The sequence below is a fragment of the Cellulosilyticum sp. I15G10I2 genome, from assembly GCF_900095725.1.
Lineage (GTDB): Bacteria > Bacillota > Clostridia > Lachnospirales > Cellulosilyticaceae > FMMP01.
The window spans coordinates 45,835-58,440 of sequence record NZ_FMMP01000019.1 but is presented as its reverse complement, the minus strand read 5'-3'; the positions used below and the strand labels follow the sequence as shown (position 1 = coordinate 58,440).

Annotated in this window: 9 protein-coding genes and 1 other annotated feature; all 9 genes read right to left on the bottom strand. The window is 35.8% G+C overall.

From position 1 onward, the window contains the following. Positions 1–222 precede the first annotated feature (222 nt). The 9 genes from cimA to BN3326_RS17130 all read right to left on the bottom strand — a co-directional run bounded on the left by cimA (position 223) and on the right by BN3326_RS17130 (position 12,463). Positions 223–1,812, bottom strand: coding sequence for a citramalate synthase (gene cimA / locus BN3326_RS17170; protein ID WP_070000558.1), 1,590 nt, complete (start codon positions 1,810–1,812; stop codon positions 223–225). Positions 1,813–1,815: 3 nt separating this feature from the next. Next, complete coding sequence (locus tag BN3326_RS17165; RefSeq protein WP_070000491.1) at positions 1,816–3,348, bottom strand: 2-isopropylmalate synthase; 1,533 nt, start codon at positions 3,346–3,348, stop codon at positions 1,816–1,818. Positions 3,349–3,368: 20 nt separating this feature from the next. Beyond that, entirely contained in the window at positions 3,369–4,370 is a 1,002-nt protein-coding gene (gene ilvC / locus BN3326_RS17160) for a ketol-acid reductoisomerase (protein WP_070000490.1), read from the bottom strand. Between the two features lie 82 nt (positions 4,371–4,452). After that, a complete protein-coding gene (gene ilvN / locus BN3326_RS17155) occupies positions 4,453–4,947 on the bottom strand; it encodes an acetolactate synthase small subunit (RefSeq protein WP_070000489.1) in 495 nt (164 codons plus the stop codon). Positions 4,948–4,961: 14 nt separating this feature from the next. Continuing rightward, positions 4,962–6,572 (bottom strand): biosynthetic-type acetolactate synthase large subunit, encoded by a 1,611-nt coding sequence (gene ilvB / locus BN3326_RS17150; protein ID WP_070000488.1) that lies wholly within the window; start codon positions 6,570–6,572, stop codon positions 4,962–4,964. Between the two features lie 72 nt (positions 6,573–6,644). After that, positions 6,645–6,889, bottom strand: a binding site (T-box leader). Between the two features lie 487 nt (positions 6,890–7,376). Further along, positions 7,377–9,191, bottom strand: coding sequence for a translational GTPase TypA (gene typA, locus BN3326_RS17145; protein ID WP_070000487.1), 1,815 nt, complete (start codon positions 9,189–9,191; stop codon positions 7,377–7,379). Between the two features lie 166 nt (positions 9,192–9,357). After that, entirely contained in the window at positions 9,358–9,531 is a 174-nt protein-coding gene (locus tag BN3326_RS17140) for an indolepyruvate ferredoxin oxidoreductase subunit alpha (protein ID WP_070000486.1), read from the bottom strand. Positions 9,532–9,614: 83 nt separating this feature from the next. After that, positions 9,615–11,825: a DNA topoisomerase gene (locus BN3326_RS17135; RefSeq protein ID WP_070000485.1), complete on the bottom strand. Its 2,211-nt coding sequence runs from the start codon at positions 11,823–11,825 to the stop codon at positions 9,615–9,617. A 158-nt stretch (positions 11,826–11,983) separates the two neighbouring features. Then, entirely contained in the window at positions 11,984–12,463 is a 480-nt protein-coding gene (locus tag BN3326_RS17130) for a heme-degrading domain-containing protein (RefSeq protein ID WP_171903855.1), read from the bottom strand. Positions 12,464–12,606 lie beyond the last annotated feature (143 nt).

The following is a 12,606-nucleotide window of genomic DNA, read 5'->3' as shown; positions in this document are numbered from 1 at the left end:
CGGGTGGTGAGCAAAGGGGAAGTACATCTGTAGGCTTCTCCGCAGGATTTTCAGAAAAATCTTAGAGAAGATGTTTCATCTGCCTTTAGCCCCACTGTTTGAGTAAATAAGTGATTTTCTTATTTACGAGTTTGGGGCGTTAGATGAAATATCTGAACTTAGATTTTTCGAAAATCCGAGGACCAAAGCCGGAAGATGTACTTCCCCTTTGCGGCCCCCATCTTACATATAAGCTTTAAACCTTTTTTCAATATCTTTAATCAGTTTATATTCAATAGAGTCAACAAGTGCAATCCAGCTGGCTTCTATAATGTCAGTAGATACGCCCACCGTACTCCAATAATCTTCTCCATCTGTCGATTCTAAAAGCACTCTAACTTTTGCTGCTGTAGCCGATTTAGTATCTAGGACTCTTACCTTATAGTCTGTTAAATGTACTTCTTTAAGATCTGGATAAAATACTTCTAAGGCTTTTCTAAGGGCTGTATCTAGTGCATTAACAGGCCCTTCGCCTTCTGCTGCTGTCATTTCCACTTCAGAGCCTACTCTTACTTTAATAATCGCGGAAGAACTTACGCCTTTTGAACGTCTTGGTTCTTCGCCAATAATTTTAAATTCTTCTAAATCAAAAAACGGCTTATATTTACCTAAGGCTTTTCTTACTAGGAGTTCAAATGTACCATCTGCGCCTTCAAACTGATATCCCTGATGTTCTAAATCTTTGATACGATTAATAATCTGCTGAGTTACCTCATCATCTTTGGTAATCTGTGGCGCAATTCTTTGAATTTTTTCGATAATTGTACTGCGTCCAGCTACCTCAGACATTAAAAATCTTCTTTCATTCCCTACCGAGTGTGGCGGAACATGTTCAAAAGAAGTAGAAGCCTTTGTAACACCATCGATATGCATGCCAGCTTTATGGGCAAAAGCACTTTTGCCTACATAAGGCATATTATCTCTTAAGGACACATTTGCAATCTCTGCCACTCTTCTAGAGAGTGAAGTAAGCCTTGTCATATTTTCCTCTGGTATACACTGATAGTCTCTTTTAACTTGAAGATTTGGAATAATAGTAGACAGATTTGCATTACCGCATCTTTCTCCAAAACCAACCAGTGTGCCTTGAACATGCGTTGCGCCAGCAAGTACTGCCATAATACTATTTGCAACGCCCATTCCCGTATCATCATGGGTATGTATACCTATTTGTACATCCACATGACCTACTACAGTCTTAACAATTTCATAGACTTCATCAGGGAACGCTCCCCCATTCGTTTCACATAGGGCGATACAGTCTGCACCAGCTTCTTCAGCTTTTTTTAAAGCACTTAGGGCATACTCTTTATTATTTTTATAGCCATCAAAAAAATGTTCTGCATCAAAGATAACTTCCTTGCCATTGTCTTTAAAAAATTTAATCGTATCATAGATCATGTTTAAGTTTTCTTCTAAAGTTGTCTTAATGATCTCCGTCACATGAAAATCCCATGTTTTACCGAATATCGCCACTGCAGGGGTATCTGCCTCAAGGAGTGACATAACATTGCTATCTTCTTGTACTTTCATATTTCTTCTTCTTGTGCTGCCAAAAGCTGTAAGCTTCGCTGCTTTTAGATGAAGTTTTTTAACTTCTTTAAAAAACTCAAGATCTTTAGGATTTGAGCCGGGGTTACCAGCTTCAATATAGCTAACCCCCAACTCATCCAGAGTACTTACTATTTTTAATTTATCTGATACAGAAAAGGAGATACTTTCTGCTTGTGCACCATCCCGAAGGGTGGAATCAAAGATAGCAATTTGTTTCATCATTTAGACCTCCTTTTTTTCTTCTTGATCATATAACATATTATTAATAGCTGATATATAGGCAAGTATACTTGCCTCTACAATATCCATACTGACACCATAACCATTATAAACTCTGTTATTGTTTCTAATTTTTACATTAACTTCCCCTTGTGCATCTGTGCCTCCTGTTACAGAGTTGATGACAAAGTCTTCTAACATAAACTTCTTGCCAACTAGTTTATCAATCGCTTTATAGGAAGCATCGATTGGACCATCATAGGAAGATACAACTTCCTCTAATATATGACCCGTTTTACTTAAAAGTCTCATTGAAGAAGTGGTCGTAATGGTGTTGCCTGAATTGATAACAAAACGATCTAACTTATACGCTTGAGGAATCTGAACAACTCTTCTGCAGACTAAAGCTTCAATATCTCTATCTGTAACGTCTTTTTTCTTATCAGCTAGCACTTTAAATTGTTCAAAAACAGTTGTTAAAGCTTCTGGATCCATCTCATAACCCATAGATTTTAATTTATCTTCAAAAGCATGTCTTCCTGAATGTTTACCAAGTACCATTTTGTTTTCGCTAAGACCAATAGATTCAGGTGTCATAATCTCATAAGTGCTCTTATTTGCAAGCATACCATGTTGATGAATACCTGACTCATGGGCAAAAGCATTTTCTCCAACAACAGCCTTATTAGGCTGCACACGTACTCCTGTAATGCTGCTTAAAAGCTTACTTGATTTATGGATTTCTTTTGTATTTACTCTGCAGTCTAACCCATAAAGATCTTTTCTTGTATTTAAATTCATGACAATTTCTTCTAAAGCTGCATTACCAGCTCTTTCACCGATCCCATTAATCGTACATTCAATCTGGTTAGCGCCTGCTCTTGCCGCTGCTAATGAATTGGCAACAGCAAGACCTAAATCATTATGACAGTGAACAGAAATATCTGCCTTATGGATACTTGGTACATTTTCTCTAATCCCTTTAATAAGAGTTACAAATTCTTCTGGTGAAGTATAGCCTACTGTATCCGGCACATTAATCACTGTAGCCCCCGCAGCTATGACTGCTTCAAAAATTTGATATAAGAAGGCTGGATTACTTCTTGAAGCATCTTCTGCAGAAAACTCAATATCCTGGCAGAATTTTTTTGCATATTTAACCATTTCTACAGCAGTTGCTAAAACTTCCTCTTTAGTCTTTTTAAGCTTATACTGCATATGAATATCTGATGTTGCAATAAAGGTGTGAATTCTTGGATATTTTGCACCCTTTAAGGCGTCTGCTGCTGCATCAATGTCCTTTGTAAGAGCTCTTGCCAAACTTGCTACTGTGGTATTTTTGATGTTTTTTGCAATAGACTTAACAGATGCAAAGTCCCCAGGCGAAGCAATTGCAAAACCTGCTTCCATTACATCTACACCAAGTCTCTCAAGTTGATGAGCCACTTCTAACTTTTCAGCTAAATTCATACTACATCCTGGCGATTGTTCTCCATCTCTAAGCGTCGTATCAAAAATTTTAACAAAGTTTGCCATAAATATCTCCCTCTAATCTATTAGTTATCTGTTTCTGTTGCCCAAGACATCATTTTTCTTAATGATTTTCCTACTGTTTCTACTTGGTGAGCAGCTTCGATACGACGAATCGCATTAAAGTATGCACGATGAGATTGATTTTCTACAATCCAGTTTTTAGCGAAAGTACCATCTTGGATTTCTGTAAGTACTTTTTTCATTTCTTTTTTAGTTTCTTCTGTAATAATACGTGGTCCTACTGTGTAGTCTCCATATTCTGCTGTATCAGAAATAGAGTATCTCATATATTCAAAACCACCTTTATTAATAAGGTCTACGATTAGTTTCATTTCATGTACACATTCAAAGTAAGCACTTTCTGGTTGATATCCAGCTTCTACAAGTGTTTCAAAACCAGCTTTCATAAGCGCTGTTACCCCACCGCAAAGTACTGCTTGTTCTCCAAAAAGATCTGTTTCTGTTTCTTCTTTGAAAGTCGTTTCTAAAATACCGCCTCTTGCCCCGCCAACCCCTGCAGCGTAAGCTAGCGCTAAGTCTTTTGCATTCCCCGTAGCGTCGTGATTAACAGCAATAAGACATGGAACGCCTCTTCCTTCTTCGAACTGAGTTCTTACAGTATGCCCTGGTCCTTTTGGAGCGATCATAACAATATTAACGTTTTGTGGTGCTATGATTTGCATATAGTGAATGTTAAATCCATGAGCAAATGCAAGTGTTTTGCCTTCTGATAGATTTGGTGCGATATCTTCTTTGTAAATTGCCGCTTGCTTTTCATCATTTACAAGGATCATAATAAGATCTGCAGCCTTTGTAGCCTCTGCCGTAGTCATTACTTTAAGTCCAGCTTTTTCAGCTTTTGCCCATGATGGACTACCATTATATAATCCTACGATAACATCTACACCTGAGTCATGTAAATTAAGAGCATGCGCATGTCCTTGACTACCGTAGCCAATTATTGCTACTTTTTTACCTGTTAATAAATTTAAGTTACAATCTTTTTCATAATATAATTTTGCCATTTGTGAAATCCTCCTATGATTTGTTATATAATTTTTTATTATTTATGATTAATCAAACTCTGCTATTTAAAACTGGGTTTGTTTAATTTTTGAGTTCTTTTTCTCCTCTTTGAAGAGCTGTAAGGCCTGTTCTTATAATTTCTTTAATGCCATAAGGTTCGAGCATACTTGTCAGGGCTGTTATTTTCCCTTGATCACCAGTTGCCTCAATAACAAGTGCTTCTTTTGAAACATCAACGATATGTGCTCTAAAGATGTTAGCTATTTCGATAATTTCTGCTCTTGTTTTTTTATCAGCTGCAATCTTGACTAAAGCCAACTCTCTATAAATAGACATTTCTTCTTTGAGTTCAACGATTTTTATAACGTCGACAAGCTTATTGAGCTGCTTTTTGATCTGTTCTAAAGTAGACTCATCTGCATCAACGACAATGGTCATACGAGATACAGTGCGATCTTCTGTTTCACCTACAGATAAACTATCTATATTATAGCCGCGGCGACTGAACAAGCCAGATATTCGGCTTAATACCCCTGAGTGATTTTCAACCAATACAGATAATACATGCTTTTTCATCTCTTCCCTCTTTTCTATAATGTAGATTCTTTATCACTTACAATAAATTCTAAGAAGTATGGCTTACCACTTGTTAAAGCTTCATTTAATGAAGCTTCTATCTCTTTTTCATCAGATATCGTTTTTGCTGTGATACCATAAGCTCTTGCAATAGCTGCAAAGTCTGGATTACTTCTAAGTGCTACCCCATGTTCTTTGAGATCTTCATTTCTTCTTTGAATTTCTCTTACCATGCCGAGTCCGCTATTGTTAAATAAGATAACAAGTGGATTTATGCCTTCTTGTATGAGCGTACCAAGTTCAAATAAACTCATTTGAAAACTGCCGTCTCCAAGTATGCTGACTACTTGTTTTTCTTTATTCCCAATACTTGCGCCTATAGCCGCTGGAAGTGAATACCCCATAGTTCCAAAGCCACCTGAACAAATAAGCTTTCTATTACCTTTAATCTCCATATTTCTCATAGTCCAAAATTGATTTTGTCCTACATCTGCTGCAATAATCGCCTCATCATTCAACATCTCGGAGAGTTTTCTTACAACAAGTTTTGGATTAATAGCATCTTTTGGATGAACCTCTTCTTTAATGTTGCGTTTACTGTTTAACTGTTCTCTCCACATTGTTGTATCTAGTTTCTTAATAAGTGAACTAAGTCCCTTAAGAATATCTTTTGCATCTCCTACTACCGGAATAGTTGCAGATGTGATTTTGCCAATTTCAGCAGGATCGACATCAATATGAATGATATTAGCATTCTCATCAAAAAGTCCTAAATTAGCCACTGCTCGGTCAGCTATACGCGCCCCAACGAACAAAATAGTATCTGCATGTTTGAGCCCCCAGTTAGCTTGTGCATAACCATGGGTGCCTATCATGCCAAAATTATATTCTGAACGCGTTGGCATCGATCCTGTACCCATTAAAGTGTGTACAACCGGAATATCAGACTTTTGTATAAAGTCGCTAAGCTCCGCTGTGGCATTCCCTAGTACAACCCCACCGCCTGCACAAACCAACGGTCTCTTGCTATGTTCTAAAAGTTTGATGATTTTTTTAATCTGACCTACATGCCCTTCTATCGTTGGCTTATAGCCTCTGATCTTAACTTCCTTTGGATAATGGTATTCTATTTGTTCTTCCTGAACATCCATAGGCAGGTCGATAAGCACAGGACCAGGTCTTCCAGTTGTTGCAATATAAAAAGCTTCTTTAAGTATTCTTGGAAAATCCTTAGCATTTTTAACTAAATAACTATGTTTAATAAAAGGTTCTGTAGCCCCTGTAATGTCAACTTCTTGAAATACATCTCTTCCTATAAGACTTGATTTTACCTGTCCTGTAATAATAACAATAGGAATCGAGTCCATATAAGCTGTTGCTATGCCTGTAATAAGATTAGTGGCTCCAGGTCCTGATGTAGCAATACATACACCGACCTTACCTGTTGTTCTGGCATAACCACTTGCACTATGCACAGCAGCTTGTTCCTGCCTTACCAGTACATGGTGCAAAGAAGAGGTTCTCAGTGATTCATAGACGGCTAGTACTGCAGCACCTGGATAACCAAATACTGTATCTACCTTTTCTTCAACTAAACAACGCACTAATACGTCTGATAACTTCATCACAATTCCTCCTTCATTTTTATCTACACCTTTAAATATTCCCGGAATATATATAAAAAATCCTCATCCCAAGAACGGGACGAGGAATATTCCACGCGTTACCACCCATTTTGACCTATAAAAAAATATAAGTCCACTCATCAGGTTCTATCAAACCCTTGCCTTTAACGGGGCTACCGGAGACTTTCTACTTAGCCTGGACTTTTCAAAAGTTCTGCTCAAGAGTGATTTACATTTTGCATCAATATTAGCTTCCACCACCCGCTAACTCTCTAAAATTGATTCTGCAAAAAGTCATTCTCCTTCATCGCATTTTAAAATAAGTATTAATTTATTAGTATTCTATCAACATTACGATAGGGTGTCAATATTTTTAATAAATTTTTATACTTAATTTTATATTTAACAAATCATAGTTTTTCTAATATAAAAGTTAGTTAAATATATATTATGTAAACCACTTCATCAACAATACCTTGCAATCAGCAAAATTAATCTAATATTCTAAGGCTTAATAAAAATACTTGGTGTCCAATTAAGTTTACATAATATATGATTTTGACGTGTTATATTTTTTAGTTCTAACAAAATAATGTATAAATATACAAATTATAAATATTTATTAATCAGCTGCATATATTTGTTTCTATTACTATTCTTTCAAGTTAAACTGTTTATTTAGTCAGTATAAAACTTTAAGCTTTTCATTTAGCTCTTACGTTACATTACCAAAAAGCAAAAAAAATCAGCCAATCACTTTTTTGTGATTTACTGATTTTTCGACAGTCTTTATAGCTTCACTTTCTATTTCTTTCTGTTAGCTCTTGTTCTTTCACCTTCGTCTAATATTTTCTTACGAAGTCTAATAGCATCTGGCGTAATTTCTACAAGCTCATCTTCTTCAATAAACTCCAATGCTTCCTCAAGTGAAAACAGTCTTGGTGGTGATAACCTAATGGCATCATCTGCTCCTGAAGATCTTGTATTCGTCATTTTTTTATTTTTACAAGGATTAACGGTCATATCTTCTCTACGAGAATTCATACCAATAATCATGCCTGAATAAACTTCTGTTTGCGGTTTTACAAAAAGAGTCCCTCTATCTTCAAGGCTGTTTAGAGCATACCCCATAGTTGTTCCCTGCTCTTGTGCAATAAGAACGCCATTTCCTCTTCTAGGCAGTTCTCCTACATACTCTGTATAACCTTCAATTGTCCTAACCATAGTCGCCTCACCTCTTGAATCGGTGATAAGCTCACTTCTAAATCCTAAGAGGGAACGTGTTGGGCAAAGATATTCTATACGGATATGACCATTTTCAGGCTCCATGCTCAGCATTGTTCCTTTTCTCATATTTAGCTTACTAATTACAGAACCTGAATACTCATCTGGCACACTAATAATAACCCGTTCAACTGGCTCCACAAGTTTGCCATTTTCATCTCTGTGCATAATAACTTCTGGTTTAGAAACCCCAACTTCATAGCCCTCTCTTCTCATATTTTCGAGAAGAACAGATAGGTGAAGTTCACCTCTTCCTGATACTCTGTAACCATCTGTCGTTTCCATAGGTTCTACTCTAAGCCCTACATTAATTTCTGTTTCTTTTTCAAGCCTGTCTTTAATATGTCTTGTCGTTACGAACTTACCGCTTTGCCCTGCAAAAGGTGAATTATTAACTAAAAAGTTCATTGCAAGAGTAGGTTCTTCTATCGTAATAGGTGTCATTGCTTCTACTTTCCCTACTTCTCCTATTGTTTCTCCAATAGAAATATTAGGAATACCTGCTAGAACAACAATATCACCACTAGTTGCCTCTTTCACAACAACTTGTTTTAATCCCTCATAAACCATCATCTTTGAAATACGCGCTTGTCTTAGCACGCCTTCATTATCTACTATTTCAACAGTTTGTCCTTCGTTTATCGTTCCTTCGTAAATACGTCCTATACCAAGTCTACCAACATAATCGTCATATGCAAGCGCACTGATTTGCATTTTTAAAGGTTTTTCATCCTGTTTAGGATATGCACCAACACGCTCGATGATTGTTTCTATAAGCGGCTTAATATCTTGCCCAGCGTCATCTAACTCATACTGCATAATACCTTCTTTTCCAATACCATAAAGAATAGGGAAATCTAATTGCTCATCATTAGCTTGTAAATCTACAAATAAATCAAAAGTCATATCTACGACTTCTTCGGCTCTATGATTTGGCTTATCAATTTTATTAATGACAAGAATAGGTTTAAGACCAAGCTCTAATGACTTTTGAAGTACAAATCTAGTTTGTGGCATAGGGCCTTCTATAGAGTCAACAAGTAAGATAACTGTATCTACTGTACGTATAACACGCTCAACCTCTGATGAGAAATCACTATGTCCTGGTGTATCTACTATGTTTATCTTATAGTCTTTATATTTAATTGAACAGTTTTTAGAATAGATGGTAATGCCTCTTTCTCTTTCTAAATCATTACTGTCCATAATACATTCTACATGCTCTTCATTATCTCTAAATACACCATTTTGGCTTAAAAAAGCATCTACAAGTGTCGACTTACCTGCATCTACATGGGCTATTACTGCTATATTAATAATTTTCATATCACTCATCTGTATATGAACCTTCTTTCTCTATTTTAATCACAATTATTGATTTTACCACCTTTAAATAAATTATTCAATATAAATGTTTTTTATTCCTTAAATTACTACAAAAATTGATATAAAAAAGGGTGATTTCTGTTCCCAGAAATCACCCTTATTCTATTTATTCTTATTATTCTGCTGGATTTGGTGCGTTAACAGGACAAACATCTGCACATGCGCCACAATCTATACATTCAGCTGCATCAATTACGTATTTTGAATCTCCTTCAGTAATACATGTTACTGGACATTCACTTTCGCATGCACCACAGTTAATGCAATCTTCATTAATAAAATATGCCATGATCCGTTACCTCCATAGTATGATTAAATTTCATGTTAATCATACTATTTTTTGGACCAGCCTGTCAAGAATTTCTGATTATTTCAGAGCACATTCTGTTGCTCTATTATAACGAATTTATAGGTCTCTTTAAGAGGTTCTCTAGTATATTTTACTAGCAAATCAATAGGTTTGCCATCTTGGGTATTGATATTCTTAAGCTTTGCTTCCCCATTTTTAAGAAGTGTTTTAACTAAAGTCTTTGTAACTTTTTTGCCATACTTGGATAAATCAGGCATTTCTTTCCATATTACAAACTTACATCCCTTTTTATACCCCATACAGCCAAATCCCTTAGTCCCTTCTACAATATCCTCTCCACACAGTGGACACTTCCCTAAAACTTCACGTTTTTTATCTTCAATCTTATCTTTCGTTTTAGATTCGGACTTTTTAGCGGGCGCTGCGCTGCCCGTACTATTTATAGGTTTTAGTGCGATGCTTCTCTGAGTTTTTATAGCACCTACAGCTTGAGTCACAAAATTTGTTATATGCTCTAAAAACTCTTGCTTTAAAATATTACCTTTTTCTATGTCCTGGAGGGTTTTTTCTAATTTGCCTGTATACTCAAGGTCCATAAGCTCTTTAACGGGTAGGGTCTCAATAATATATCTCCCCTTTGAGGTACATCTTATATTTTTCTTTTGCATCATCACATATTCAGTCGTATTTAGCTTTTTTATAGTTTCTGCCCTTGTTGCGGGTGTGCCAATACTAAAGCCACTCAAAATAGCTTCCATAAATTCACTGTCTTCTTTTTGCTCTTCCTCTTTAAACTGTTTGCCGCACGTTTCCATAGCCCTAAGAAGCGTTTTTTCTGTATAAGGCGCGGGTGGCTTAGTCTTGTGTTCTGCAACGATAGCATCTTCTGTATTTAATACGAGTCCTTTATCAACATTGGGCAGGATCACATCTTTTGTTTGTTCCTGCTCTACTTTTTTATAGCCCAGTTCTTTTTGAATCTTACCTTTAGTTATAAACACATAGTCCGTATCATTAACTGTAGTCTCGAGTATGGTTTCTTCTACCTTGGCAGGGGGCATAAATTGTGCTATAAATCTATTTCTTATGGCTAAATATACTTTTTCTTCTTGAGGTGTTAGCTGCTTAGGTATAATATAGGTCGGTATAATCGCACTATGGCTTTCTACCTTTTTGCTGTTAAATACTTTTTTTGATACTGTAAAACGAATCTCATCTTCAAATGGCAGTCCTTTTTTCAGCGTATAAAGTACACTTTTAGCCTTATCAACTAGACTTTCATCTAAAACACTACTAGCTGTTCTTGGATACGTAATATGCTTTTTTTCATATAAGCTTTGTGCAATACCCAGAACCTTATCTGAGGTAAAGCCTTGATACTTACTTGTAATATAACCTTGCAGTGCCGACAAGTTAAAAAGACTCTGTGGATACTCTGTCTTTTCAACAACCTCTTTCTTCGTAATGGTCGCCTCTTGATCTTTAATTTTATCTCTTATTTGCTCTAAATAGACTTTATCTTCAAATTTATCCTTCTTTTCCTCTGTATAGGTCCCTTCATAGCTAATATCATCTTTTTTAAACTTAGCAGCGAGCTTATAATAAGGCTCCTGTTTAAAGTTTTCGATCTCAATATCTCTGTCGTAAATCATCTTAAGTGTCGGCAGAAGCACTCTTCCTACATTTAAAAGTTGTCCCTTGCCGCCATATTTAAGCGTCGCAGCAGAGGTTAGATTAATACCTATAAGCCAGTCCGCATGCTGCCGGCTAATCCCTGCATCTTGAAGAGGCTTAAGTTGTTTATTAGGGACTATTTCCTGAAGTCCCTTAATAACCTCTTTTTCTGTCCATTCATTAAGAAGAAGCCTGTAAATAGGTTTTTTAACTTTAAGATAGGCAAAAATAATATCTGCTATAATCTGCCCTTCACGGTCATAGTCACAAGCAGAGATGACAGCTTCTGTATCTTTTCTGTAAATCAGCTCTTTGATACATTTAAGCTGCTTTTTAGCGCCTGCATCAGTTACTTTTTTAAGCTTATTTTCTTTAACCTTATATTCAAAGCTTGGAGGAATAAATGGAAAGTTCTCCAGACGCCATATTTTCATCTTTTCATCATAATCTTTTGCATCAAATAACTCCAGAAGATGTCCAAAAGCCCATGTGATTAAATAGTCTTCTCCCTCAAAATAACCATCACATCGTTTTTTTATTTTAAGTGCATCTGCAATATTTTTAGCTACAGAAGGCTTTTCAGCTATTATTACCCTCATTTTTTTCATCTCCTATATTTAAATCTGCATTCTATTTTTACCGCTAAAACTTTAACCGCTAAAAACAGACACAATGGCATATATCCTTTGTGTCTGTTTTATTTTGCTATAGATTGTATAAATAGTATAGCATATTTTTATGGCTAAATATACCCTTTTTATGCTTTAAGGTTTACTTTTAAATAGTCACATAACACATCGACTATCATTTGATGATCTTCAAGATGAGGCAGTCCGGATACACCAATGCAGCCTATTATACCCGTTTCTTTTATATGAATAGGAAAGCCTCCACCCATACAAGCATATTCCATCGGATCAAGAAACCAATCTTTCAATAAGTCTTGCTCTTTTTCCTGCAAAATAGTAAAAACATGCAGTGAACTTTTATGCACTGTATTAACTGTATTAATTTTTCTTTTAAGCCACTTATCATTATGTGCGTTCGTTCCTTTAAACCCGTATCTAAATACCTGATAACCATTAATTGAAATATCAATAGCGACTGCGGCATTTCGGCTTTTTGCTTTTTCAATGAGAAGCATTCCTATTTCTAATGCGTCTTCATTAGAAAAATGCTCAAATCTTAGAAGTTCTTCTTGTTTAATAATTTGTTGCTGCAATGATTTTAGATTCATCTGAGCCTCCATCAATAGATTATTTTGACTTAATTATATAGTATTTTTTTAGTATATTAAATGTTTTAATGTCTCTTATGATATTTTTGACTTTAATCAGGCACTATAGTATATTATTAGTATTTATTCTAAGACTCCAGAAA

Bases quoted from the DNA above. Each gene is read 5' to 3' on its own strand.
- cimA (WP_070000558.1), bottom strand. From the start codon at position 1,812: ATGAAACAAATTGCTATCTTTGATTCCACCCTTCGGGATGGTGCACAA.
- BN3326_RS17165 (WP_070000491.1), bottom strand. From the start codon at position 3,348: ATGGCAAACTTTGTTAAAATTTTTGATACGACGCTTAGAGATGGAGAA.
- ilvC (WP_070000490.1), bottom strand. From the start codon at position 4,370: ATGGCAAAATTATATTATGAAAAAGATTGTAACTTAAATTTATTAACA.
- ilvN (WP_070000489.1), bottom strand. From the start codon at position 4,947: ATGAAAAAGCATGTATTATCTGTATTGGTTGAAAATCACTCAGGGGTA.
- ilvB (WP_070000488.1), bottom strand. From the start codon at position 6,572: ATGAAGTTATCAGACGTATTAGTGCGTTGTTTAGTTGAAGAAAAGGTA.
- typA (WP_070000487.1), bottom strand. From the start codon at position 9,191: ATGAGTGATATGAAAATTATTAATATAGCAGTAATAGCCCATGTAGAT.
- BN3326_RS17140 (WP_070000486.1), bottom strand. From the start codon at position 9,531: ATGGCATATTTTATTAATGAAGATTGCATTAACTGTGGTGCATGCGAA.
- BN3326_RS17135 (WP_070000485.1), bottom strand. From the start codon at position 11,825: ATGAGGGTAATAATAGCTGAAAAGCCTTCTGTAGCTAAAAATATTGCA.
- BN3326_RS17130 (WP_171903855.1), bottom strand. From the start codon at position 12,463: ATGAATCTAAAATCATTGCAGCAACAAATTATTAAACAAGAAGAACTT.